This is a genomic window from Nocardia sputi (assembly GCF_023501985.1).
The window spans coordinates 410455-434459 of the sequence record NZ_JAMFLC010000001.1; the positions used below are offsets into that span (position 1 = coordinate 410455).

Annotated in this window: 21 protein-coding genes and 2 tRNA genes; 8 read left to right on the forward strand and 15 right to left on the reverse strand. The window is 68.7% G+C overall.

The genetic code is table 11. The features are described 5' to 3' along the window. Positions 1-148: 148 nt before the first annotated feature. From M8859_RS02055 to leuC, 3 genes are all read right to left on the reverse strand, one after another. Complete coding sequence (locus M8859_RS02055) at positions 149-796, reverse strand: HU family DNA-binding protein (protein ID WP_159920024.1); 648 nt, start codon at positions 794-796, stop codon at positions 149-151. 156 nt (positions 797-952) lie between these two features. After that, the gene (leuD, locus tag M8859_RS02060) at positions 953-1561 is read right to left on the reverse strand and encodes a 3-isopropylmalate dehydratase small subunit (protein ID WP_159920025.1); all 609 of its coding nucleotides are present in this window, start codon (positions 1559-1561) and stop codon (positions 953-955) included. 39 nt (positions 1562-1600) lie between these two features. Beyond that, entirely contained in the window at positions 1601-3022 is a 1422-nt protein-coding gene (leuC, locus tag M8859_RS02065; protein WP_249643650.1) for a 3-isopropylmalate dehydratase large subunit, read from the reverse strand. Between the two features lie 170 nt (positions 3023-3192). Here leuC and M8859_RS02070 point away from each other — a divergent pair, with 170 nt between their 5' ends. From M8859_RS02070 to M8859_RS02080, 3 genes are all read left to right on the forward strand, one after another. After that, the gene (locus M8859_RS02070) at positions 3193-3894 is read left to right on the forward strand and encodes an IclR family transcriptional regulator (protein WP_195070426.1); all 702 of its coding nucleotides are present in this window, start codon (positions 3193-3195) and stop codon (positions 3892-3894) included. A gap of 33 nt (positions 3895-3927) precedes the next feature. After that, entirely contained in the window at positions 3928-4428 is a 501-nt protein-coding gene (locus M8859_RS02075; protein ID WP_195070425.1) for a PPOX class F420-dependent oxidoreductase, read from the forward strand. A 140-nt stretch (positions 4429-4568) separates the two neighbouring features. Continuing rightward, positions 4569-4748, forward strand: coding sequence for a DUF5302 domain-containing protein (locus M8859_RS02080; protein ID WP_159920033.1), 180 nt, complete (start codon positions 4569-4571; stop codon positions 4746-4748). Positions 4749-5807: 1059 nt separating this feature from the next. Here M8859_RS02080 and M8859_RS02085 read toward each other — a convergent pair. The 4 genes from M8859_RS02085 to M8859_RS02100 all read right to left on the reverse strand — a co-directional run bounded on the left by M8859_RS02085 (position 5808) and on the right by M8859_RS02100 (position 8491). Next, a tRNA-Glu gene (locus tag M8859_RS02085) sits at positions 5808-5880 on the reverse strand. A 146-nt stretch (positions 5881-6026) separates the two neighbouring features. After that, positions 6027-6098: transfer RNA gene (locus tag M8859_RS02090), tRNA-Gln, on the reverse strand. Between the two features lie 121 nt (positions 6099-6219). After that, on the reverse strand, positions 6220-7704 hold the full coding sequence (gene gltX, locus M8859_RS02095; RefSeq protein WP_195070424.1) for a glutamate--tRNA ligase: 1485 nt from the start codon (positions 7702-7704) through the stop codon (positions 6220-6222). 13 nt (positions 7705-7717) lie between these two features. Then, entirely contained in the window at positions 7718-8491 is a 774-nt protein-coding gene (locus M8859_RS02100) for a fumarylacetoacetate hydrolase family protein (protein WP_159920037.1), read from the reverse strand. A gap of 202 nt (positions 8492-8693) precedes the next feature. Here M8859_RS02100 and M8859_RS02105 point away from each other — a divergent pair, with 202 nt between their 5' ends. Further along, positions 8694-9875 carry an MFS transporter gene (locus M8859_RS02105; RefSeq protein WP_249643651.1) on the forward strand — a complete coding sequence of 394 codons (1182 nt, stop codon included), beginning with the start codon at positions 8694-8696 and terminating at the stop codon, positions 9873-9875. A gap of 300 nt (positions 9876-10175) precedes the next feature. Here the strand turns inward: M8859_RS02105 and M8859_RS02110 are convergent, their stop codons facing one another. Together M8859_RS02110 and serA are read right to left on the reverse strand one after the other, a co-directional pair. Further along, entirely contained in the window at positions 10176-11183 is a 1008-nt protein-coding gene (locus tag M8859_RS02110; protein ID WP_159920041.1) for a 3-isopropylmalate dehydrogenase, read from the reverse strand. A 253-nt stretch (positions 11184-11436) separates the two neighbouring features. Further along, on the reverse strand, positions 11437-13035 hold the full coding sequence (serA, locus tag M8859_RS02115) for a phosphoglycerate dehydrogenase (RefSeq protein WP_159920043.1): 1599 nt from the start codon (positions 13033-13035) through the stop codon (positions 11437-11439). A gap of 142 nt (positions 13036-13177) precedes the next feature. On the opposite strand from serA, the gene M8859_RS02120 reads away from it, so the two are divergent. After that, a complete protein-coding gene (locus M8859_RS02120) occupies positions 13178-13732 on the forward strand; it encodes a TetR/AcrR family transcriptional regulator (RefSeq protein WP_195070422.1) in 555 nt (184 codons plus the stop codon). Between the two features lie 73 nt (positions 13733-13805). Continuing rightward, positions 13806-15515 carry an alpha/beta fold hydrolase gene (locus M8859_RS02125; protein WP_249643652.1) on the forward strand — a complete coding sequence of 570 codons (1710 nt, stop codon included), beginning with the start codon at positions 13806-13808 and terminating at the stop codon, positions 15513-15515. A 345-nt stretch (positions 15516-15860) separates the two neighbouring features. Here the strand turns inward: M8859_RS02125 and M8859_RS02130 are convergent, their stop codons facing one another. Further along, a complete protein-coding gene (locus tag M8859_RS02130; protein WP_223512515.1) occupies positions 15861-16802 on the reverse strand; it encodes a LysR family transcriptional regulator in 942 nt (313 codons plus the stop codon). A 77-nt stretch (positions 16803-16879) separates the two neighbouring features. Here M8859_RS02130 and M8859_RS02135 point away from each other — a divergent pair, with 77 nt between their 5' ends. Further along, positions 16880-18070 carry an MFS transporter gene (locus M8859_RS02135; RefSeq protein WP_249643653.1) on the forward strand — a complete coding sequence of 397 codons (1191 nt, stop codon included), beginning with the start codon at positions 16880-16882 and terminating at the stop codon, positions 18068-18070. A 51-nt stretch (positions 18071-18121) separates the two neighbouring features. Next, on the forward strand, positions 18122-18928 hold the full coding sequence (locus M8859_RS02140; protein ID WP_249643654.1) for a nucleotidyltransferase domain-containing protein: 807 nt from the start codon (positions 18122-18124) through the stop codon (positions 18926-18928). An 8-nt stretch (positions 18929-18936) separates the two neighbouring features. Here M8859_RS02140 and M8859_RS02145 read toward each other — a convergent pair whose 3' ends face one another. From M8859_RS02145 to M8859_RS02165, 5 genes are all read right to left on the reverse strand, one after another. Beyond that, a complete protein-coding gene (locus tag M8859_RS02145) occupies positions 18937-19461 on the reverse strand; it encodes a winged helix-turn-helix transcriptional regulator (RefSeq protein WP_159920053.1) in 525 nt (174 codons plus the stop codon). Positions 19462-19580: 119 nt separating this feature from the next. Continuing rightward, positions 19581-19784, reverse strand: a complete 204-nt coding sequence (locus M8859_RS02150; RefSeq protein WP_014987157.1) for a cold-shock protein — start codon at positions 19782-19784, stop codon at positions 19581-19583. 511 nt (positions 19785-20295) lie between these two features. Next, the gene (iolD, locus tag M8859_RS02155) at positions 20296-22137 is read right to left on the reverse strand and encodes a 3D-(3,5/4)-trihydroxycyclohexane-1,2-dione acylhydrolase (decyclizing) (RefSeq protein ID WP_249643655.1); all 1842 of its coding nucleotides are present in this window, start codon (positions 22135-22137) and stop codon (positions 20296-20298) included. Next, positions 22134-23024 carry a 5-deoxy-glucuronate isomerase gene (gene iolB / locus M8859_RS02160; RefSeq protein WP_249643656.1) on the reverse strand — a complete coding sequence of 297 codons (891 nt, stop codon included), beginning with the start codon at positions 23022-23024 and terminating at the stop codon, positions 22134-22136. Before iolB ends, iolD begins: the two co-directional genes overlap by 4 nt. A gap of 85 nt (positions 23025-23109) precedes the next feature. Beyond that, positions 23110-24003: a Cgl0159 family (beta/alpha)8-fold protein gene (locus M8859_RS02165; protein ID WP_249643657.1), complete on the reverse strand. Its 894-nt coding sequence runs from the start codon at positions 24001-24003 to the stop codon at positions 23110-23112. Between the last annotated feature and the right edge of the window lie 2 nt (positions 24004-24005).

Here is a 24005-nt window from a genome sequence, read left to right on the forward strand (position 1 = left end):
ATGACCCGGGTGAGCCGCGACCGTCAGGTCTCAGTGGGTGGACAGCCGAAAACGGCCCCGGGTGTCTCCCGGGGCCGTCTCGACGTTGAGGCGAAGGGGCCCGGTCGTGGGGCCGCGCATTCAGCGCCGATCCGGCGGTGGCTCGAGATCAGCGGGCTCGACGAGCCGGGGCCTTCTTGGCCGCGGTCTTCTTCGCAGGTGCTTTCTTGGCGGCGGTGGTCTTCTTGGCCGCCGTGGCCTTGGTGGCCGCCTTCTTGGCCGGAGCCTTCTTCTCGACCGCGGTCTTCTTCGCGGGCGTCTTCTTCGCAGCGGTCTTGGTAGCGGTCGTCTTGCGCGCGGTGGTCTTGGCCGGGGCCTTGGCGGCGGCCTTGCGGGCTGTCGTCTTGGCAGGCGCCTTGGTCGGCGTCGATTTCTTGGCGGCGGTCTTCTTCGCCGCCGTCTTCTTCGCCGCCGCCTTCTTGGCGGCCACCGGCGCATTCACCCCGCGCTTGACGGCGGGCCCGGTCGCGGCCAGTTTCTGCTTGCCCGCGATCACCGCCTTGAACTGAGCGCCGGGGCGGAACGCGGGCACCGAAGTGGGCTTGACCTTCACCGTTTCGCCGGTACGCGGGTTCCTCGCGACGCGAGCCGCCCGCTTACGCTGTTCGAACACACCGAAACCGGTGATTGTGACGCTCTGACCCTTGTGCACCGCGCGCACGATGGTGTCGACCACATGCTCGACTGCCGCGGTGGCCGTGCGCCTGTCCGTACCCAACTTTTCGGTCAGAACGTCGATCAGTTCCGCCTTGTTCATTGAATCCTCCGCAGACTAATGGCCCGTCGTCGGACCGACTAGGTACCACGGTAAACCCACTTTGGGCAAGAGTCTATGTGCCACGCCAAAATTCATGTGGTTTAGCACACGTCCAGCTACCACAACTCCGGCTGTCCAGCTAACTGACGAGGGTGATTACGTCTGCGAAATATGTGCTGGAAGGGTAGTGGGTTTCCATGTTGGCCTTGCCTTTTCGAACCGGGAGATCGCGTCCTCCCGGCGCAGGGTCAGCCCGATGTCATCCAATCCCTCCAGCAGACGCCACCTGGTGTAGTCATCAATATCGAACGGCAACACGACGGTTCCGGCCGTCACCGTGCGCGCCTCGAGGTCCACAACCAATTCCAAGCCGGGCTGTTCCTCGAGCAACTTCCAGAGCATTTCGACATCGTTCTGTGACATCTGAGCGGCCACCAGCCCGCCCTTGCCCGCATTGCCGCGGAAGATGTCGGCGAACCGGGATGAGATGACCACCCGAAAGCCGTAGTCCGACAGCGCCCAAACAGCGTGTTCACGAGAGGACCCGGTACCGAAATCCGGTCCCGCCACCAGAACACTACCCCTGTTGTATGGTGACGTGTTCAGAATGAAGTCCGGATCGGCCCGCCATGCGGCGAACAACCCGTCTTCGAATCCGGTACGAGTCACCCGCTTGAGGTAGACGGCCGGGATGATCTGATCGGTATCGACATTGGAGCGGCGCAGCGGCACCCCGATGCCCTTGTGCACGGTGAAGGCTTCCATTACGAATCTCCTGGGTTTGAATGAGTGAATCGGGGGCGGTCAGTCCAGATCCGCAGGCGACGACAGTCTTCCGCGGACCGCCGTCGCGGCCGCTACGAGGGGAGAAACGAGGTGCGTACGGCCGCCTTTGCCCTGCCTGCCCTCGAAGTTACGGTTCGAGGTCGACGCGCAACGCTGGCCCGGCTCGAGCTGGTCCGGATTCATTCCCAGGCACATTGAGCAGCCCGCCTGCCGCCATTCGGCGCCCGCCGCGGTGAAAATCTCGTCCAGTCCTTCTTTTTCCGCCTGTGCGCGAACCCGCATCGACCCCGGTACAACCAACATTCGCACGCCGTCGGCGACATGACGTCCCTTCAAAATCCCGGCCACCGCACGCAAATCCTCAATGCGTCCGTTGGTGCACGAACCGACGAATACGGTGTCGATCGGTACTTGCCGAAGTGGAGTACCCGGCTCCAAGTCCATGTAACGCAGAGCTTTCTCCGCGGACTCGCGGGCCGCCTCGTCGGCGATGGCGGCGGGGTCGGGCACGGCCTCGCCCAGCGGGGCGCCCTGGCCGGGGTTGGTGCCCCAGGTGACGAACGGGGTCAGCTCGGCGGCGTCGATGTGCACCTCGGCGTCGAAAGCGGCGCCCTCGTCGGTCTTCAGGGCCTCCCAGGCGGCCACCGCGGCGTCCCAGTCGGCTCCCTGCGGCGCGTGCGGCCGTCCTTTGAGGAATTCGTAGGTCGTTTCGTCCGGCGCGATCATGCCGGCCCGTGCGCCCGCCTCGATGGACATGTTGCAGATCGTCATTCGGGCCTCCATCGACATGGCCCGGATGGCCTCCCCCCGATACTCCAGGACGTAACCCTGGCCGCCGCCGGTGCCGATCTTCGCGATGACGGCCAGGATCAGGTCCTTACTGGTCACGCTGTCGGGCAAGGCGCCGTCCACCGTGATCGCCATCGTCTTGAACGGGCGCAGCGAGAGCGTCTGGGTGGCAAGCACATGCTCGACCTCGGAGGTGCCGATGCCCATCGCCAGCGCGCCGAACGCGCCGTGGGTCGAGGTGTGGCTGTCGCCGCACACCACGGTCATGCCCGGCTGGGTCAGGCCCAGCTGCGGCCCGACCACGTGCACGATGCCCTGATCCAGGTCCCCCATCGGGTGCAGCCGCACACCGAATTCCGCGCAATTGCGCCGCAGCGTGTCGACTTGGGTGCGCGAAATCGGGTCGGCGATCGGCTTGTCGATATCGATCGTCGGGACATTGTGGTCCTCGGTCGCGATCGTGAGATCCGGCCGTCGCACCGGCCTGCCCGCGGCGCGCAGCCCGTCGAAGGCCTGCGGACTGGTCACCTCGTGGACGAGGTGCAGGTCGATATAGATCAGGTCAGGTTCGCGCGAGGCGCCCTCGCCCTCCCCGCGAGCGACCACATGCTGATCCCATACCTTCTCGGCCAGCGTGCGCGGTTTGGCCATTGTCGATCACCTTTCGGACGAAGCAGCCGTTCCGCGATCCGGACTGGCGATGCGGCGACGGTTGCACGAGTTGGGCTGGCTGTGCCTGGTCCGAACACTGACGGCGAGAATCCGCGAAGGTGGGATTCTAAGCACTCGATTCTCAGCATTCGAGACGCTAGTATCGTTCTATGAGACAGCATAGCGGCATCGGCGTCCTCGACAAAGCAGTGGCGGTCCTCTACGCCGTAGCCGAGCATCCGTCGGGTCTCAACGAGCTGTGCGCCCGCACCGGGCTGCCCCGCGCCACCGCGCACCGACTCGCCGTCGGCCTGGAAGTGCATCGCCTGCTCGCTCGCGACGGCAACGGCACGTGGCGGCCGGGTCCGGCCCTCGCCGAGCTCGCGACCAGCGCCGATGACCCGCTGCTCGAGGCCGCCTCGGCCATCCTCCCCCGGTTGCGCGAGATCACCGGCGAAAGCGTGCAGCTCTACTGCCGCGACGGGAACGCGCGCGTCTGCGTCGCGGCGCTTGAACCCCCCGTCGGGCTGCGGGACACCGTGCCGATCGGGGCGCGGCTGCCGCTCACCGCGGGCTCGGCGGCCAAAGTACTGGTGGCGTGGGCCGACCCGGAGCTGCAGCGCACCATCCTGGCCGACGCGGTGTTCGGCGAGCGCGCGCTGGCGGAGGTGCGCAAGCGTGGGTGGGCACAGAGCGCGGCCGAGCGCGCGGCGGGCGTGGCCAGCGTTTCCGCTCCGGTGCGCGACGCCGGAGGCACCGTGGTCGCGGCCGTTTCGGTGTCGGGACCGATCGACCGAATGGGCCGCAGGCCGGGCGCCCGGTGGGCGGCGGATCTGGTCGCGGCCGCCGAGGCCCTGCACAAGCGCCTGTAACGCGTTTCAATTCGGACTCTCTACAGTTGGCCCATGGGAGTCAACCAACGGGCACAGATCGTGATGTCCGACACCGAGATCACCGAGTTCTTGCAGCGCAGCCGGATCGCGACGCTGGCGACCATCGGCCCGAAGGGCACGCCGCACCTGACCGCGATGTGGTACGCGCTCATCGACGGCGAGATCTGGTTCGAGACCAAGGCCAAATCGCAGAAGGCGGTGAATCTGCGCCGCGATCCTCGGATCACCTGCATGGTGGAGGCGGGCCAGACCTACGACCAGCTCAGGGGCGTATCGATCGAGGGCCGCGGCGAGATCGTCGAGGACGCCGAGAAACTCTTCGCGGTCGGCGTGAGCGTCTGGGAGCGCTACACCGGCCCCTACAACGAGGAGGTGCGGCCGATGGTGGAGGCCATGCTGCACAAACGGGTCGCCGTCCGTGTGGTGCCCGAGCGCACGCGCAGCTGGGATCACCGCAAGCTCGGCCTGCCCGCCATGCCGCTCGGCGGCACCACCGCGCAGTCGCTGGACTGACCGGAGCGCGCTCGGCCCGCGCGACGCGCACGAAATCGAACTGACACAACCACCTCCCACGGGCTAGCGTCAGGGGGTTCGACAAGAATCGGCCGGGCATCGCAGCCCGCGCTGCGCGGCCGCGACGACGAGGAGCAGCGATGGCGGATTCGGGTAAGTCCAATGGCGCCGACGAGGTGAAGCGCAAGTTCCGGGAAGCACTGGAGCGCAAGAACCAGCAGAACGCCCGCGCGGTCGACCACCTCGACGGACGGTCCAAGGCCTCCGGTGCTCACACCGCGGTCGGCCACAAGCGGGAATTCCGGCGTAAGAGCGGCTAGTCCGCGCAGACGGCGAAGGCCCTCCGGCAAGACCGCTGGAGGGCCTTATCTTTGCGCCGGGGCGTGCGGCCCGCCGCAGGCAGTCGGGCCATTCGGCCCGGTAACTCCTTCCGGCGAGACTTACGAGCTCTGATTGTGGGTGCGGCGAGCAGGACCGAACTCGCCGGAGCTGGTCGAACAGTCGCGCAGCCGACAACACGGCTCCATGGCACCTCGGCAGGCACGATCCGGATCATCTGCTCGCACCGTACGCATGCGGCCTGCTGGATGTTCGGCGACGGGGAAGATCCGCCTACCGACTCGCCGGGTCCACGTCGCGGATTCCCTGCGATCGCCCGCGAACTCGCCGAACGAACCGATCCGACGCTGACGCCCGCACCCCCTACCGACTCGAAGCAGGCGGCGCGCCCGTCCGAAATCGTTCACTACCGCCGGCACTGCCGTGCAGTCGGTTTATGAACTTCGTCACTCGGGGCTTCTCCTCGCCAGCCCGAACCTCTTCGGCACCACGACGAGCGTCTGCTGCGAACACCCTTCGAGAACCAAGCCGCCCAAGACGACACTTCGACCGAGCGGGTCAAGACCGTCAATCCGAGTCACCAGCGACCACCCTAGTCACCAGCGACCACGCGAGTCACCAGCGACCAACCAACGACCCCCTGTGTCGCCAACGATCCCCGTGTCGCCAACGACCACCTCTGTCGCCAACGACCACCTGTAGCACCACCGACCATCTGAGCCACCAGCCACCACGCCGGACGGACACACCGACCACGGGGAGACGAAGTCCAAGTCCGCAGAACACAGCCACACCGCCACCCAGCTCGGGACGAAGCCCCAACCCGCAGCTCACAGCCACCCCGAACCACAACCCAAGCGGGGCGAAGCCTCAGTCCGCAGATCACAGGAACACCGGACCCCAACCATCCAGGCGGGGCGAAGCCCTCGCCGGGGGTCCGGGGGCGAAGCCCTCCGGGCGGGGTGTGGGGGTTGCACCCCACAAGACATAGCGGAAACGAGAAAGGCCCATGCTCCATGAGCATGGGCCTTCCACTCGTGTAGCCCCGACGGGATTCGAACCCGCGCTACCGCCTTGAGAGGGCGGCGTCCTAGGCCGCTAGACGACGGGGCCAGGACTGCTTCTCACTGTCGCGAGGAGCGCCGTGTTGATCTTTCGATCAGGAGGCTCGGCTAGCTTAACCGGCCGAGGCCCGGCGACCAAATCGCCAGGATGCTGATTGATTCCGGCCGCGAACCGAAGTCGAACAACACTCTCCGCTGGGGTACCAGGACTCGAACCTAGAATGGCTGAACCAGAATCAGCTGTGTTGCCAATTACACCATACCCCAATGACCAGGTTGTTCAGCCTCGCGTCTGGGTGACTCGAGACCGTGTTCCGGGCCGAGAAGAAGAGTACCAAACGGCTACCGGTTAACTACAAATCGCCTGGTCAAAGCCATATTTTTGCCGTCAGGACGGCGTCTGGCCCGCTACTTGCCAGGTCAGCGCCGCGCGCAGCCGCTCCATCGTGGGGCCGCGACCGAGCAGTTCCAGCGATTCGTACAGCGGCGGGCTGATATGCGACCCGGTGACCGCGACCCGCACCGGCGCGAAGGCTTTGCGCGGTTTGAGCCCGAGATCATCGATCAGCGCCTTTTTCAGCACCTCTTCGATCGACTCGGCGGTCCACCCGGACAGCGACTCCAATGCGGTAATAGCGGCTTGCAATACTTCTCCGGCGTCGGATCCCAGATTCTTTGCGCCCGCTGCGGGGTCTATCTCGAACTCCTCCGCGGGTGCGAACAAGAAACGCAGCAGTTCCCACGCATCGGCCAGCACCACGATCCTGGTCTGCACGAGTTCCGCCGCGGCGGCGAACACCTTCTCATCGATTTCCGCGCCGATACGACCGTGCTCGGTGAGATACTCCCGCAGCCGGTGGGCGAAATCACCCGGCGCCAGCAATCGGATGTGCTCGGCATTGAGCGCGTCCGCCTTCTTCTGGTCGAAACGGGCCGGATTCGAATTTACTTTCGAAATGTCGAAGGCTTCGACCATCTCCGCCATGGAGAACACGTCGCGGTCCTCGGACAGCCCCCAGCCGAGTAGCGCGAGATAATTCAGCAAACCCTCGGGAATGAAGCCGCGATCGCGATGGGCGAACAGATTCGACTCCGGATCACGCTTGGACAGCTTCTTGTTACCCTGCCCCATCACGAACGGCAGGTGACCGAACTGAGGAGTGAATTCGGCGACCCCGATCCGGCGCAGCGCCGCGTACAGCGCCAGCTGCCGGGGGGTCGAGGAGAGCACGTCCTCCCCGCGCAGCACGTGGGTGATCCGCATCAAAGCGTCGTCGACCGGATTGACCAGGGTGTACAGCGGGTTGCCGTTGCCTCGGGTGAGCGCGAAGTCCGGGACGCTGCCCGCTTTGAAGGTCGTCTCGCCGCGCACCAGGTCGTTCCAGGACAGGTCCTCGTCGGGCATCCGCAGCCGGATCACGGCGGCGCGCCCCTCGGCCCGGTACGCCTCGATCCGCTCGGGCGTCAGATCACGATCGTAGTTGTCGTAACCGAGTTTCGGATCGCGTCCCGCGGCACGATGGCGAGCTTCGACTTCCTCCGGTGTGGAGAATGACTCATAGGCTTCACCGGCCTCCAGCAAACGCCGAACCACATCCAGATGCAAATCTTTTCGCAGCGACTGGCGATATGGCTCGTAAGGCCCGCCGACCTCCGGTCCCTCGTCCCAAGTGAGGCCGAGCCAGCGCAGCGCGTCGATAATCGCCCGGTAGGACTCCTCGGAATCGCGGGCGGCATCGGTGTCTTCGATTCGAAAGACGAATGTGCCACCGTGATGGCGGGCATAGGCCCAGTTGAACAGCGCCGTCCGGATCAGGCCGACGTGCGGTGTCCCGGTCGGTGACGGGCAGAATCGGACCCGTACTTCAGTCATGGCTCTCTTTCGATCAGCGTTTGGCGGCAACGGGATTGGTGAGGGTTCCGATGCCCTCGACGGTCACCGACACCTGCTGTCCCTCCCGCATCGGGCCGACGCCCTCGGGGGTGCCGGTGAGGATGACGTCACCGGGCAGCAGCGTCATCACGGTGGTGACCCACTCGATGAGCTTCGGAATGTCGTGGAGCAGAAGCGAAGTGCGGCTGCGCTGGCGCACCTCGCCGTCGAGCTCGGTGACGATCTCCAGATCCGAGGGGTCCAAGGACGTTTCGATCCACGGCCCCAGCGGGCAGAAGGTGTCGTACCCCTTGCCCCTGGTCCATTGGCCGTCGTGGCGTTGCTGGTCGCGGGCGGTGACGTCGTTGGCCGCGGTGTAACCGAGCACCACGTCCAGCGCGCGGGCGGCGGGCACGTCCTTGCAGGGCCGGCCGATGACGATGGCCAGCTCCCCTTCGTAGTCGACCTGAGACGAACTGGGCGGCAGGATGATCGGGGCGTTCGGCCCCACGATCGCGGTGTTCGGCTTCAGGAAGATCACCGGATCCGCGGGGGCTGGACCGCCCATCTCGGCGGCATGGGCGGCGTAGTTCTTGCCGACGCAGACCACCTTGCTGGCCAGGATCGGCGCGAGCAGCCGCACGTCGGCCAGCGGCCAGCTCCGTCCGGTGAACGTCGGTGTGCCGAACGGGTGTTCGGCGATCTCCTTGGCCACGCTGTCGCTTCCGTCGCCCTCGATGCTCACGAAGGCGACCCCATCGGGACTGGCAACTCGACCTAGACGCATGCCGGGAGTCTATCGACCCGCCGCCACCTGCTCGAACGCGCCCGACCGAGTGGTCGGAACCAGCCGGGGCGGGGCCACGGCGCATGTGAGCAGTCCGACAGCCCCGGGCGTCGAATCGCATGGCCCGAGGGGTGTACGGTGAGCATCGCGGTTCACAAAGTGGGAATACCATCCCGAATAATGAGATTCTGAGGTGAGGTCGATGGCGACCGTTACGCAGATCGACGGGGTACGTCGCTGGTCGATGCTCGGGCTGGGCGTGTTCGCCCAGGCCTCCAGCGCGGTCTTCATCCACGGCGTCCCGTTTCTGCTGCCCGCGCTGACCGGCCGCGGCATGCCGCTGGCGACGGCGGGCCTGCTGGTGGCCATGCCCACCGTCGGCCTGGTGTGCACGCTGATCGCGTGGGGTTACGTGGTCGACCGGATCGGCGAGCGCAAGGTGCTGGTCGCCGGTCCGCTGCTGATGCTGGCGGCCGGGTGCGTCGCTGCGGCCACGACCGACGACATCACGCTGGGCGCGTTGCTGTTCCTCGGCGGCGTCGGGGCGGCCAGCACCAACGGCGCCAGCGGCCGGGTGATCGTCGGGTGGTTCCCGCCGCATCGGCGGGGGCTCGCGATGGGTATCCGGCAGACCGCCCAGCCCCTGGGAGTGGGCGTCGGCGCGTTGGCGATTCCGGCCGTCGCCGCCGCCTACGGTGTGCCCGCGGCCGTTCTCGTTCCCGCGCTGATGGCGGGCGTGGCGGCCCTTGCCTGCCTGGCCGGCATCGTCGACCCGCCACGTCCCGCCGCTTCGGCCACCGATCCGGCGTTGCGAGCCAACCCTTATCGCGACTCGGCCACGCTGTGGCGCATCCACCTGGTCTCGGTGCTGCTCGTCGTCCCGCAGGGCACCGTGTGGACGTTCGCGCTGCTGTGGCTGCACCGCGACATCGGCTGGTCGCTCGCCGCCGCGGGTGCGCTGGTGACGATCACCCAGATCCTCGGCGCGCTCGGCCGCATCGGCGCGGGCGCCTGGTCGGATCGCGCCGGCAGCCGGATGGGCCCCCTGCGCACGATCGCGGTCGCCGCCGTGCTCGCCATGGCCGCGCTGGCGCTGACCGCGTGGACCCAGTGGTGGTGGGCCGCCATCCCGCTGCTGATCGCCGCGTCCGTGATCAGCGTCTCCGACAACGGCTTGGCCTTCACCGCGGTCGCCGAGATCGCCGGCCCCTACTGGAGCGGCCGGGGCCTCGGCGTCCAGAACACCGGGCAGAACCTGGCCATGGCCGCCGTACCGCCCCTGTTCGGCGCTCTGATCACCGCGAGCGGCTTCCCCGCCGCCTTCCTTCTGGCCGCTGTCACGGCCGTCGCGGCAGTCCCGCTGGTCCCCCGCGACCCGGACTGAGGAGAGAATCCGGATCCGCGCAGCCGGATACGCACCGACCCGACCCTGATACAGGGCAACCGCGGCAAGCAGCACGCTCTCGCGGACGTGGATCCATGTCTCCGCATCGGATCACGGTGACGGCGTCGCACGGTCGGTGCCGCGCGGAGGCTGGTCTCCCAGGCGAGGCGATGAAGAAGTTGCCAGCGGCACGCCGTCTCACTCTCGGACACGTGGAACGGAGTGGTCGCGATCCTTTCGCCGGGGATGCGCGAAGGCCCCGTTTCCCAAGGAGGAAACGGGACCTTCGGGTGGCGGGGATCAAAGGGTGGCGGCGATCCGGTCGCCGATCTCCACGGTCGACGCGGTGCCCGAGCGGGACTCGAGGTCCTTGGCGACGGCCGACTCGATGCGCGTGGCCGCCTCGGTGTCGCCGAGGTGGTTGAGCAGGAGAGAGACCGAGAGGATCGCCGCGGTGGGGTCGGCCTTGGACTGACCGGCGATGTCGGGGGCGCTGCCGTGTACCGGCTCGAACATGCTGGGATTCGTCCCGGAGGCGTCGATGTTGCCGCTGGCGGCCAGCCCGATGCCGCCGCTGACAGCGGCGGCGAGGTCGGTGATGATGTCGCCGAAGAGGTTGTCGGTGACGATCACGTCGAACCGGCCCGGGTCGTTGACCATGTGGATGGTGGCGGCATCGATGTGCTGGTAAGCCGTTGTGACCTCGGGGAACTCGGCCGCGACCTCGTCCACGGCGCGCTGCCAGAGCGAGCCGGCGAAGGTGAGCACGTTGTTCTTGTGCACCAGCGTCAGGTGCTTGCGCCGCGCCTGCGCCTTGGCGAAGGCGTAGCGCACGACGCGCTCGATGCCGAAGCGGGTGTTGGTGCTGACCTCGGTCGCCACCTCGTGCGGGGTGTCGACGCGAATCGCGCCGCCGGTGCCGGTGTAGGGGCCCTCGGTGCCCTCACGCACAACGACGAAGTCGATGTCGGGATCGCCCGCCAGCGGGCTGGTCACGCCGGGGAACAGTCTGGACGGACGCAGGTTGACGTGGTGGTCCAGCGCGAACCGGGTGCGCAGCAACAGGCCGCGTTCGAGCACGCCGCTGGGCACCGACGGGTCGCCGATCGCGCCGAGCAGGATCGCGTCGTGCTGCTTCAACTCCGGCAGCACCGAATCCGGCAGGATCTCGCCGGTCGCGTGGTAGCGACGCGCGCCGAGGTCGTACTCGGTCTTCTCGACACCGGGCACGACCACGTCGAGCACCTTGAGCGCCTCGGCGATGACCTCGGGCCCGATCCCGTCGCCCGGGATGACAGCAAGCTTCATGACAAATGCTCCGTTCGATGTTGCCGGTAACGGCCGACACGACGTGCGGCCCGGAGATGACCGCCGGGGTGCGCACGACAGTCCGGCCGGGGTGACCGCAGCATCGTCACGGTACTCGGCGCGGCCGGAGCGCCGAGCACCGGGCGCGATGACGCGGCGGGTCCGCGCGCCGACCGAGCGACCGGCGCCGCGCACGAGTGGTTCGTGCGCGGCGCCGATTCCGCGGGTGCCGGGACGCTGCGGCCCCGTCCGGTCAGGACAGGTCGACCTGGACGACCTTGGCCGCGCCGACCGACTCGGCGATCGCGTCCTGCACGTCGGCGGGCACCTCGCGGGCCACGCGCAGCACCACGGTGGCGCCTTCCTTGTCGACGTCCTGGGTCAGCTGCGCGGCCAGGATGTCGACCTCGGCCTCGCCGAGCTTGGTGCCGATCCTGCCCAGTGCGCCCGGCCGGTCCTCGTAGTTCAGGATGGCCAGGTTGAGGCCCTCGGCGCGCATGTCGTAGTTGCGGCCGTTGATGTTGACGATCTTCTCCACCAGCTGCGGCTCGGTCAGCGTGCCCGCGACGTTCAGGGTGCTGCCGTCGCCGAACACGGCGCGCAGGTCGACCACGCTGCGGTGGCTGGGGCTCTCCGACGCCGTGGTGACCTGGGCGGTGATCCCGCGGTCCTTGGCCAGGGCGGGGGCGTTGACGAAGGTGACCTGGTCCTCGACCAGCGCGGAGAAGATGCCGCGCAGCGCGGACAGCTCCAGCACCCCGACCTCCTGCGCGGCCAGCTCGCCGCGCACCTGGATCTCGACGCTGACCGGCAGCTCGTTGGACAGCGCGCCCAGCAGCGCGCCCTGCTTGCGCACGATGTCCAGCCAGGGGGCGACCTCTTCGCCGACCGTGCCACCGGTGACGTTCACCGCGCCGGGCACGAACTCACCGGCCAGGGCCAGCAGGACCGACTTCGCGACATCGGTGCCCGCGCGGTCCTGGGCCTCGGAGGTGGAGGCGCCCAGGTGCGGGGTCACCACGACCTGCGGCAGGTCGAACAGCGGGCTGTCGGTGCACGGTTCGGTCTCGAACACGTCCAGACCGGCGGCCCGCACATGGCCGGACTTGATGGCATCGGCCAGCGCGGCCTCGTCGACCAGGCCACCGCGGGCGGCGTTGACGATGATCACGCCCGGCTTGGTCTTGGCGATGGCCTCCTTGCCGATGAGGCCCTTGGTCTCCGGGGTCTTCGGCAGGTGGATCGAGATCAGGTCGGCACGCTCGAGCAGCTCGTCGAGGCTCAGCAACTCGATGCCGAGCTGGGCGGCGCGCGCGGGCGACACGTAGGGGTCGTAGGCGACGATCTTGGTCTCGAACGCGGCCAGGCGGGCGGCGAACAGCTGGCCGATGCGGCCGAGGCCGACGACGCCGACGGTCTTGCCGAAGATCTCCACGCCGTTGAACTTGCTGCGCTGCCAGGTGTGCTCGCGCAGGGTGGCGTCGGCGGCGGGAACCTGGCGGGCGGCGGCCAGCATCAGGGTGACCGCGTGCTCGGCGGCGGTGTGGATGTTCGAGGTGGGCGCGTTGACGACCATGACGCCGCGCTCGGTGGCGGCGGGCACGTCGACGTTGTCCAGGCCGACGCCGGCGCGGGCGACGATCTTCAGGTTCTTCCCGGCTTCCAGGACCTCGGCGTCGACCGTGGTCGCCGATCGCACGAGCAGTGCGTCGGCCTCGGGCACGGCGGCCAGCAGGGCCGGGCGGTCGGGTCCGTCTACCCACCGAACCTCGACACCGTCACCGAGCGCGTCGACGGTCGACTGGGCGAGCTTGTCGGCGATCAGAACTACAGGACGGCCTGCTTGGCTCACGTGGAGTACTCCTGGGGATGGGGTCGGCATTTACCGCCGACCAGCTTAGTGCGCGCGATTTCCGCGTCGGCTACCACCTGGTAGGCGGGCGTCCTCAGTCTTTCCGGTGGAAAAAATATGAAGACCGGTCTACAGTCGGGATATGGGCGTCAAAGGCACCGAGACTCGCGGCAAACTCGTCGACGCGGCGCGCACGCTGGTGGAGCGGCACGGTTACTACGGCGCTGGGCTCAACCAGATCCTGGCGGCCAGCGGCGCGCCACGCGGTTCGCTGTACTTCCACTTCCCCGGCGGCAAGGACGAATTGGTCGCGGCGGCGATCGCCCAAGCGGGCAAGGAGATCGCGGCGCTGATCGACACGATCGAACCCGGTGACGCCGCAGCGGCCGCGAGCAGGCTGCTTCGCGTGTTCGGCGATCGGCTGGAAGCGTCCGACTGGCAACAGGGTTGCCCGGTCGCCACCGTGGCCTTGGACGTGGCGGCGGCGAACGACGCGGTCCAAGCCGAGTGCGCCGCCGCGTACGCCGCCTGGCAACAGGCGCTGCGGCTGCGGTTGCGGGCCGATGGCCGCGAGAACGCCGACGACCTGGCCGCCACGGTGCTCGCCATGGTCGAGGGGGCGCTGTTGCTGGCGCGCGCGCAACGCAGTCGCGAACCTTTGGAACGCGTCGAACGCACTCTGCACGCCCTGCTCTGAGTCGGGTTCCACCCGACCCGCTTCGTTTTTCATGGCATCAAAATATGTAGACCGGTCTAGTAAGGAGCATGTCATGTCCGACAGCATCGTGTTCGGAGCCGCTGGATTCCTCGGCCGCGCAGCGGTCGCCCGGCTTCTCGAGCAGGGGCATTCCGTCACCGCCGCCTTGCGTGCGGGCAGCGAGGAGCGGCTCACCAGTTGGCTGCGCGGACGCGGCGTCGACTCGGGCGCGCTGGAAATCGTCGCGTGTGACGTCACCGCCGAGGACCTGGGTCTGCCCGCCGGATTCGACCCGTCCGGCATCCGCGACGTGTACAACTGCGCGGCCCGCTTCGCCTTCGGACTCACGCCAGAGGACGCGTACGCGGTCAACGTCACCGGCGCGCTGCACGTCCTGGAGTGGGCCGCCGCCCTGCCCGGCCTGCGACGGCTCGTCCACATCACGGGCTACCGGATCACCGTCGAGCAGTCCGAGGAACAGTATTGGGAGAAGGGCGCTTACGGCGCGTCCAAGTTCGAATCGGATCCGCTGCTGCGACGGCGGGCCGCCGAGCTGGGCGTCGCGCTGACCATCGCGAACCCGAGCAGTGTGATCGGCCCCGGTCAATACGTCGGGCTCGCCGGTGTGGTCGAGCAACTGTGGAACGGAAGACTCCCGGCCACCCCCGGCGGGGCGGATACGTTCGTGCCGATCGTCGATCTGGACTACTTCACCGACTTCCTGATCAGTCTGCCCGCCCTGCCGGACACCGCGGGCCGGTCCTACACGGTTCTCGACGATCGAACTCCGGTGCTGCCGAAGCTGATGCGGCTGCTGGCCGGGCACATGGGTGTCCCCGCGCCGCGGTTCTCGATTCCGGTCGGTGTCATCGAGAAACTTCCGCGGGCGTTGACCGGCGCCGATCCCGAGTCGCTGCCCTTCATCGCCGACGACCGCTACGACACCTCGGCGGCGCAGGACGTGGCCCGCCGCGCCGGACTCACCATGCCTCCGACCGAGGCCACCCTGTTTGCCTGGGCCGACCACCTGGTGGCCAGCCGGTTCGGCGCGGTCGCCGACGATCCGACCGCCGGATTCGCCGATGGCGTCTGGGTGAGCGGCGAACGGCAACGCCCGGCCTACGTTCTTGTGCACGGGCTTCCGCTCGACGGTGAATCGTGGGGCGCGGTACGCGCGGAGTTGGACGGGCCGAGCCTGGCCGTCGACCTGCCCGGCCTCGGACGCTCGGCGCCCGGCGACCAGGATGCCGTGCTGCCGAAATCGCTCTCCTCGGTCCGCACCCGCCCCGTGCTGGTCGGCCACTCGCTCGGCTGCGGTCCGGTGCTGCGATACGCGGCGGAGCATCCGGAGCGCGTCTCCGGCGTGGTGCTGGTGGCCCCCGCGTTCTTGCAGCCTCGATCGGGCCTGTTGCTGCGCTCACCACTTATGACGGCGGCGATGCGCCGGATGCCGGCCGCCGCCTTGGCGAAACGGCTCGGCGTGCCCGACGGCGCCGCGATCGCGAGCGCCGCCGCGAACCTCCGCAGGCCGGGTGTCGCCGCACGCACCGTCGCCGCGCTGCGCCGCGCGAGCGCCACCGCGCGACGCGCGGAGTTGCGCGAACTGCTCGAACGGATCGAAGTGCCGGTGCGAATCGTCACCGGTTCCGCCGATCCGCTCACCGTCACGACGCCGCGGGACTCGGTCGCGATCGACGGCGCGGGCCACTATCCGCAGTTGACCCATCCCGCGCGCGTGGCGGCGGAACTCGCCCGAATGTCCACCGTCGGGGCACGCGGCTGATCGCGTCTCGCGCGATCCGGCCGTTGCGGCGTCGGATTCGATCACCTTCCGCTGCCCCGCGACCAGGCAGTACAGCGGCGGGCCCCCGCACCATCTCGGTGCGAGGGTCCGCTCGGTCACGCCGTGGGTCGGCGTGGAACCCGGCCGATCAGCTCGACCGTCACGTCGGTCAGCGGCCGCCGAAGGAACCCGTCCACAGGGTGTCGACAAGGCCGTGCAGAGCAGCGCCGAGCGTATTGAAAAGACCGTTCAGGGCAAGCGCTACCGGTGTCGGATACCCGCCCGCCTATCGACGCCATCCGGCACCGATACCCGGCGGCTGGAGCGGCTCCGCATACCGGACGCTCAGGACGCCTCCGCGGTGACCAACCGCACATCGCCCGCTCCCTGCGTGGCGGCCACGGCACGGGAGAACGCACGCACCCGTGCGGTCTCGCCGTGGCGACGCCACACCAGCCCGAGGCGGGACTCGGCGATCCCGGTCACCGGCACGAAGGTCACCGGCCGCCTGCGGTGTGATTCCGCGGTCGGATGGCACAGCAGCATCGCCCCCCTGCCTGCCGCCACCGCGGCGAGGCCCTCCTCCAGCGTGCCGACCTCCGGACCGCTGCGCACCATCCGTCCCCCGGGCGTCACGTCCAGCGCCTGCGCCCTGCGCCAGTATTCCGGCGCCGGAGACCGCACTCCGATCAACGGCACCTCGGCGATCTCCTCCACCGACAGCGCCGCACGCCCCGCGAGCGGATGCGAGCTGGCCACCGCGAGCGTCTGCGACTGCCCCGCGAACACCGATCCGAGCACCAGATCGGGCTCCCCCATCGGCAGCAACACGACGGCGGCGTCGACCTCGTCGCGCCGCAGCGGGCCGAACGGATCGGCCAGCGGAATCTCGACCAGCTCGGCCGAGCATTCCGGGTGACGCCGCCCGAACAGCTCGACCGCGGCCATCAGGTGGTCGCTGCCCGCACCTTGAAACCCGATGCGCAAGATCCCGTCCGTGCCTCTGGCGGCCGCGCGGGCGCTGTCGACCGTCGCGCGCAAAGCCGCGTAGGCGGGCCGCAGTTCGGCGAGGAAGTCCGCGCCGAGCGGGGTCAACCGGACGCTGCGGCTGGTCCGTTCCACCAACCGCCCGCCGATGCGCCGCTCCAGCGAGCGCAGCAGCTGGCTGACCCGGCTCTGCGACACATACAGCCGCTCACCGGCCCGCCCGAAATGCAATTCCTCGGCGAGCGCGAGAAACGCCTCCAACTCACGGACCTCCAGCCCACCCATCAGCTTCCCTTCCACGGTCGATGAGTCCAGCTCATAGAACTATGAGACCTTCGCCGTTGTTTCCTCCGTTCCCGGGCTCTTGTCTGGAAGACATGACACAGGTTCAGGAAGTCGTTGCGCCGCAGCCGGTCTCGGTGCTGCGCGGTTGGCTCGCCGTGAGCGCCGTGACAGCGGGGACGTTCACGGTGGTCACTTCCGAGATGTTGCCGGTCGGCCTGCTCACCCCGATCGGCTCCGCGCTGCGGGTGAGCGAGGGCCGCGCCGGTCTCGCATTGACGGTGACGGGCTTGGTCGCCGCCCTGTCGGCGCCGTTGGTCACCGCGGCGCTGGGCCGGGTCGAGCGCAGAGCGGTGCTGTGCGGGTTGATGGCGGTGCTCGCGCTGGGCAATCTCGGTTCGGCCTGGGCGCCCACCTTCGGTGTGCTGATGGGGGCGCGGGTGCTGGTCGGCGTCGGCATGGGCGGGGTGTGGGCGATCGCGGCGAGCCTGGCGGCGCGGCTGGTGCCCGCGCGGTCGGTCACCGCCGCGACTTCGCTGGTCTTCTCCGGCGTCGCGGTCGCCTCGGTGCTCGGTATCCCCGCCGGAACCTTTGTGGGCGCGCTCGCCGGGTGGCGGGCGGCGTTCGTCGCCGCCGCCGGTCTCGCGCTGCTGGTCCTCGTGGCGATGGCGGCCTCGCTGCCGCGTCTTCCTGCCACCGATGCCGTGGCGTTGAGCGGCGTGTTACGGCTGACCAGGCAGCCGGGCTTGCGCGTCGCCCTGCTCGCGGTCGCGTTCCTGGTCACCGGTCACTTCGCCGCCTACACCTACGTGCGGCCGGTGCTGGAGGAGGTTACCGGTGTCGGCGCGGAGACGATCGGCACACTGCTGCTGATCTACGGAGTCGCCGGGGTAGCAGGGAATTTCGCCGCGGGCGCTGCGGCGGCGCGGGCACCGAGGAAGACCTTGATCGCCATCGGCTCGGTCCTGGCCGCGGCCGCGATCGCCCTGCCCCTGCTCGGGGCCTCGCTCCCGCAGACATTCGTGCTGATGGTCGTATGGGGCCTCTCCTACGGTGGCGTCTCGGTGAGTACCCAGAGCTGGGTCTTCGCCGCGTCGCCCGGAGCCGAGGAAGGCGCTTCGGCACTGTTCGCCGGGGTCTTCAACGCCGCCATCGCACTGGGGGCATCGGCCGGCGGACTGGCCGCGGACGGGATCACCGTCGCCGCCGCCATGTGGCTGGGCGGTGCGCTCGCCGTGGTCGCCGTGCTCGTGGCCGCGTTCGGCAGCGGCGCGCGCCGACCCTGAGCGACGAAAAAGCGGCTGCGACAGTCGCGTTCGGGCACCTACCATTCGTCCATGTCTCTGCGCGCGATACCGGCTTCGATGGACCCGGCGGTGGTCGGGTCCATCGATGGGGAGCTGGACCGGGTCGAGCGGGACCATCGGGTGTCGATTCGGCTGGCGATCGAGAGCGGCAGCCGTGCCTGGGGATTCCCGTCACCCGACTCCGACTACGACTGCCGGTTCGTGTACGTCGCGGCGCTGGAGACCTATCTGTCCCCGTGGCGCACCCGCGACGTGGTGGAGACGCCGCTGGCGGGCTTGCTCGACGTGAACGGCTGGGATCTCGGCAAGGCGCTGCGGCTGCTGGTGCAGGGCAACGCCGTGCTCATCGAGTGGCTGATGTCACCGATCGTCTACCGGGGCGACGCCGGGTTCCGCGACCGACTGCGCGCGGTGGCCGACGAGGTCGCCGACCGCGACAAGGTCGCTCGGCACTATCTGCACTTGGGCGCCAAGCAGTGGGCATTGTTCGAGCGCACCGGGTCGCTGAAGAAGGTGTTCTACGCGCTGCGTCCGGCGATGGCGCTGCGGTGGCTGCGCGAGCATCCCGCGGCGGCGGTGGCGCCGATGCATCTGCCGACGCTGCTGCGGCAGTGCGATCTGCCCACCGAGTTGTCGGCGGCGGTGACAGAGTTGACCGATCTGAAGTCGCGGACCCGCGAGATGGGCAGCGGGTCGGTTCCCGCGCCGGTCACCGCGTTCATCACCAGCGAACTTGCCTGCGCCGCCGAAGTGTTCGTCAAGTCCGGGCCCCGCGATCTCACGCATGCCCGGGCGATCACCGCGGAGTTCTTCCGCGCCGAGGCGCTGGCGGGCTGACCGAGCGCCTACGACGCGGCTTTCGGCTCGTCCGGGTCGCCCGACGCGGCCACCGCGTCCGTGTAAGCCTGCGCGAGTCGGTGCGTCGCCGACGGACGATCCGGGTCCGGGCGCGGGATTCCGAGGTGGCTCTCACGGAGTTCGTCCATGAATTCACCCCAGAGTGGCGGACCGCCCGCCTCGAGCAATTCGGCCCGCACCCGAAGATGCTCGGTGGTCGGGCGGTGCCGCAATCCCCACGCACCGAGCTGGGCCATGACGGGCACCAGCTGGATAGCGGGTTCGGTGAGCCGGTATTCGGCCTTCTGGCCGGGCCGGGTGTCCGCCCGGCTGAGCAGTCCGGCCGCCACCAGCCGCTTGAGCCGATCGGAGAGGATGTTGGAGGCGATGCCCTCCTCCGAGCCGGCCAGCAGCTCGCGGAAGTGGCGCCGGTTGCCGAACATCACGTCACGCAGCACCAGCAGCGTCCACCGATCGCCGATCACTTCGATGGTCGCGTTGATCGGGCACCCCGACCGTCCGTCCTGCCTCATCCGGCACTCCTCTCGAGCGGCGGCTACTGCTTGCAATATACAATCAGAAGTCATGCCTCCGAACAGGCGAAAGGCCCCACACCGTCCCGGTGCGGGGCCTTTCGGAAGCTAGGTCGCGATCAGAGAACGCGGACGTCCTGGGCCTGCGGACCCTTCTGTCCCTGGCCGATCTCGAACTCCACGCGCTGCCCCTCATCGAGGGACCGGAAACCCGAGCCGCTCACAGCCGAGTAATGCACGAAGACGTCGGGCCCCCCGCCGTCTTGTGCGATGAAGCCGAAGCCCTTCTCGCTGTTGAACCACTTCACAATGCCTTGAGCCATTTCATACTTTCTGTAGACGAGCCAGAGAGGTGTTATGAGATTCCCTGGCCTCGTAGATCAACGATGCCATGATCCGATGAATTCCTCACGTATCGGACCATCAACTGTGAGCTAACGCTCACGACGTCGCCTCGGCGGGCGCACAGCTTCGTCTGCGCTCTCGCGCGCGCTGTTCTTGGTTCACTTGCCGACGCTCGTTCACGAGCGGACTGCGCCTGTCACCTCCCACGTTCGGTCCGGGTCCGATCCGGGCAACACCACCGGACCCGTCACGCGGGTACCCACACTCCGCCCGGGATAACACCCGCCGTCCTCCCTCGACGAACACAACCCATTCGGAGGGGCCACCGCGCCCGACATCATGGAACTCCTTCTTCGACGCGGCTCGGCCTCGATACGCATGTGCTACCGATTCGCTTGTGCCGCAACGAATTCCAGTTCACCCACGCAGGCGTCGACATTTCAGCCTACGTCCGCGGAGCCACCGCGCGCACTGTTCGTTAAATTCTGTTCACGACCGGAGGTAGCGCACCTGACGCGGTTTCGTCGCCTCGTAGCTCTCGCGGCCCGGCAGATGCTCCGGCACGCCGACCTCCCACCAAGCGCCCGCGTCGGTCCACGCCGAGGGCTGCGTGCGCACGACGAGCACGGCCGGACGGCGCTCGGCCGTTGCCGCCGCCCGCGCCCGCGCGTAGGCGTCCCGGAATTCGGTCAGGTCGCGGGCGGTGAAAACGGAACAGCCGAGCGCTGCGGCATGGGTGGCGAAGTCGACGCGCGGCGGATGCTCGTGCGTGGTGCGGCAGTCGGCGTAGAAGTTGTTGAACGGCTCGCCGCCCTGGCCCTCTTGCAGCCGGGCGATCACGGCGTAGCCGTCGTTGTCGCACACCACCGCGACGAACGCGTGCCCGGCGAACGCCGCGGAGAACAATTCCGAGTTCAGCATTAGATACGAGCCGTCCCCGAGCAGGGTCGTCACCACGCCGCCGATGTGCGCCATGGCCGCGCCCCACGCGCCGGCTAGCTCGTAGCCCATGCAGGAGAAGCCGTACTCCACGTCCATGGTCGGCGCGCCGCCGCCGGCCCGCCAGCCGCCGACGAGTTCGCCGGGCAGCCCGCCGGATGCCGTCATCACGTAATCGGTCGGCTCACTCAGGTCGTTCACCGCGCCCACGACCTGGGCATAGCTGGGCGTGCCCGGGGTCGGTGCGCGCAGACCGTCGATGTGCGCGTCCCAGGTGCTGCGCAGTGCGGCGGCGCGCGCGGTCCACCCGGGGTCGACGCGCCACTGCCCCAGCTGCCCGGCCAGCTCACGCACGGTGACCTCGGCATCACCGACCACCGCGAGAGCGCCGTGCTTGACGGCGTCGAAACGTGCCACGTTGATCGTCACCAGCCGGACGTCCGGCGCGAAGACCGTCCAGGACGCGGTGGTGAAGTCCTGCAACCGGGTCCCCACCGCGAGGACGAGATCGGCTCCGGCCGCCATCGCGTTCGCCGACGCCGAGCCGGTGATGCCGAGCGGTCCCGCGAACAGCGGGTGATCGTGCGGCGCGAGGGTGCGGCCCGCGGTGGTCTCCACGACCGGAATGCCATGGCGTTCGGCGAACTCCAGCACGGTGCGTCCCGCACCCGAATAGCGGACACCGCCGCCGAGGACAAGCAGCGGGCGGCGCGCGACGCGCAGTGCGGCGCCGGCGGCGGCGAGTGCCCGCTGATCGGGGCGTGGCCGGGTGAGCCGGTGCGCCACCGGATCGAACAGCGCGTCGGGGAAGTCGTAGGTCTCGGCCTGAACGTCCTGCGGCAGCGCCAGGACGACCGGACCGGCATCGGCCGGATCCGTGAGCACCCCGACCGCCTGCGGCAGGGTGGCGATCAGCTGTTCCGGGCGGGTGATGCGGTCGAAATACCTGCTCACCGCCCGGAACGCGTCGTTCACCGTGAGGGTCGGGTCGCCGAAGTGCTCGACCTGCTGCAGAACGGGGTCGGGCGCCCGACCGGCGAAGGTGTCACCCGGGAGCAGCAGCAGCGGAAGACGGTTCGCGTGCGCGACGCCCGCCGCCGTCACCATGTTGAGCGCGCCGGGGCCGATCGACGATGTCGCGACACCGACCTGACGCCGGTGGGTGGCCTTGGTATAGCCGACGGCCGCGAGCGCCATCCCCTCCTCGGTGTGCCCGCGCCAGAGCGGGAGTTCGGCGCGCCGCTCGTGCAGCGCGGCGCCGAGGCCGAGCACGTTGCCGTGACCGAAGATGCCGAAGACGGCGGGGAACAGCGGCACTTCGCTGCCGTCGAGTGTCTCGGAACGCTGGGCGATCAACCAGGCCACCAGCGCCTGCGCCGTGGTCAGTTTCATCGCACCCGTCCTTCGTGCGAGGTGACCGGACAGCGCGGATCGAGGGGCTCGTCGTCCCAGCGCGCCCGCACCCAACTGTGCGCCGGATCGTCGCAGAACGCCATCGATCGTTCGGGCGCCGGACCGGCCAGCACGTTCAGGTAGTACATGGGGTAGCCGGGCGCCGCGACGCACGGCCCGTGATAGCCGCGTGGGATCAGGAAGACGTCACCGTCACCGACCGCGACGTTCTCGTTCACCGTGCCGTCGGCCGTGTAGGTCCGGTGCATACCGAATCCTTCGCGGGACGGCGTGACCCCATCCGGTCCGGCGATGCGGAAGTAGTAGATCTCCTCGTTGACGACCTCGCACTCGCTCACTTCGTCGTGCTTGTGCGGCGGATAGGACGACCAGTTGCCGTCCGGGGTGATCAGCTCGCAGGCGTTGAGCTTGTCCGCGTGCTCCCACACGCCGGGTATCCCGAAGTTGGTGACCTGGCGCGTCGCGCTGCCCGCACCGCGGACTTCGACCGGGACCCGCTCGGCCGGGCCGTATCGCGGCTCCAGCCGCTTCGTGCAGCGAGCCATCGGAAGCGCCACCTCGAGGTCGCTGCCCTCGGCCACCAACTCCACCTCGGCGTCTCTCGGGACGTAGACGAAATCCGTCACCCGGGTGAACACCGATTCCCGGCCTACCAGCGTGAAGGTCGCGTCATCGACACGCACGGTGCACGCTCCGGCCAGTGGCAGGACGAACGCCTCGAACTCCCCCGTCCGCACGGTCCGTGACTCGCCTGCGCCGATCCGCAGGACGCGCAGCCCCGCGTAAGTCCATCCGGCGTCCTCGGGGGTCAACAGGATCGGATCGCCGTCACGGCACAGCGAGCCGTCGGGCCGATGAAGTGTCATCGTGCCTCCTCCGTACAAGGTTCGCGGACACCGGCGAACGGCGGCGAGGTCGGTGCCCAGTTATGTCCGGCGACACTCCCCCGCTTCATCGGGTTTCCTTCAGCAAACGAGCGGCGGAGTCCACCGCCCGCGCGACGTCGCCGTCCGGCGGGTACAGCAAGGTGCGCCCGACGACGAGTCCTCGTACCACGTCGTGGCCGAGCGCTCCACCCCACAACGCGCGATCCACCGCTTGGTCGCCGGAGGGTGCGCCGCCGAGCACCACCACCGGCAAGGTGGTCGCGTCCAGTACCGAGATGTCCTGCGGCGCGGGAATCTTCAACCAGGTGTAGGCCGAGGTGACGCCGAGACCGGAAGCCACCGTGATCGCCCTCGACAGCGACACCGCGTCCTTGCTCATCACCAGCGCACCGGTGGCGTCCCGGTGGTACGGCAACGGCTCGACCATCGCCATCAACTCATGCGCCGCCAACGCCGAGACCGCCCGCGCGCAGGCTTGCAGCGTCGGCACGGTCCCCGCGTCGGAATCGACCAAGCGCAGCAGCATCTTGCCGCCGTCGAGCCGGAACCGAGCCAGGGAGTCCGCGTCGTATCCGGTGAAGCGGTCATCGATCTCCCATTCCGCGCCCGCCAGCCCGCCGCGGTTCATCGACCCGATCACGACCTTGTCGTCCAGCGCGTCCAGCAGCAGAAGCTCCTCCACCACGTCCGGGGAGCCGAGCACACCGTCGACGTCCGGGTTCGCCAATGCGATCAACAGCCGTTCCAGCAGGGTGCGCCGATCGGCCATGGCCGTGCGGTCCGCGCCGACACCGAGCGCGCCGCGAGCGGGGTGATCGGCGGCGACCAGGAACAAGGTCTGTTTGCCCGCCAGCAGGTCGGCGCGGCGCACCCGTTTCGCGTAGGCCCGTTTGACCGCTGCCGGGTCTGTGGCACGTACGTGCAGTAACTCACGCCAACGTTCGTCGGTCACATGCACGG

Coding starts and splice junctions, on each gene's coding strand:
- M8859_RS02105 (WP_249643651.1), top strand. CDS start 8,694: ATGGCGACCGTTACGCAGATCGACGGGGTACGTCGCTGGTCGATGCTC.
- leuD (WP_159920025.1), bottom strand. CDS start 1,561: ATGGAAGCCTTCACCGTGCACAAGGGCATCGGGGTGCCGCTGCGCCGC.
- M8859_RS02140 (WP_249643654.1), top strand. CDS start 18,122: ATGTCTCTGCGCGCGATACCGGCTTCGATGGACCCGGCGGTGGTCGGG.
- M8859_RS02070 (WP_195070426.1), top strand. CDS start 3,193: ATGAGACAGCATAGCGGCATCGGCGTCCTCGACAAAGCAGTGGCGGTC.
- M8859_RS02135 (WP_249643653.1), top strand. CDS start 16,880: ATGACACAGGTTCAGGAAGTCGTTGCGCCGCAGCCGGTCTCGGTGCTG.
- M8859_RS02120 (WP_195070422.1), top strand. CDS start 13,178: ATGGGCGTCAAAGGCACCGAGACTCGCGGCAAACTCGTCGACGCGGCG.
- M8859_RS02100 (WP_159920037.1), bottom strand. CDS start 8,491: ATGCGTCTAGGTCGAGTTGCCAGTCCCGATGGGGTCGCCTTCGTGAGC.
- gltX (WP_195070424.1), bottom strand. CDS start 7,704: ATGACTGAAGTACGGGTCCGATTCTGCCCGTCACCGACCGGGACACCG.
- M8859_RS02055 (WP_159920024.1), bottom strand. CDS start 796: ATGAACAAGGCGGAACTGATCGACGTTCTGACCGAAAAGTTGGGTACG.
- M8859_RS02110 (WP_159920041.1), bottom strand. CDS start 11,183: ATGAAGCTTGCTGTCATCCCGGGCGACGGGATCGGGCCCGAGGTCATC.
- M8859_RS02145 (WP_159920053.1), bottom strand. CDS start 19,461: ATGAGGCAGGACGGACGGTCGGGGTGCCCGATCAACGCGACCATCGAA.
- M8859_RS02075 (WP_195070425.1), top strand. CDS start 3,928: ATGGGAGTCAACCAACGGGCACAGATCGTGATGTCCGACACCGAGATC.
- iolB (WP_249643656.1), bottom strand. CDS start 23,024: ATGACACTTCATCGGCCCGACGGCTCGCTGTGCCGTGACGGCGATCCG.
- M8859_RS02080 (WP_159920033.1), top strand. CDS start 4,569: ATGGCGGATTCGGGTAAGTCCAATGGCGCCGACGAGGTGAAGCGCAAG.
- M8859_RS02125 (WP_249643652.1), top strand. CDS start 13,806: ATGTCCGACAGCATCGTGTTCGGAGCCGCTGGATTCCTCGGCCGCGCA.
- leuC (WP_249643650.1), bottom strand. CDS start 3,022: ATGGCCAAACCGCGCACGCTGGCCGAGAAGGTATGGGATCAGCATGTG.
- M8859_RS02150 (WP_014987157.1), bottom strand. CDS start 19,784: ATGGCTCAAGGCATTGTGAAGTGGTTCAACAGCGAGAAGGGCTTCGGC.
- iolD (WP_249643655.1), bottom strand. CDS start 22,137: ATGAAACTGACCACGGCGCAGGCGCTGGTGGCCTGGTTGATCGCCCAG.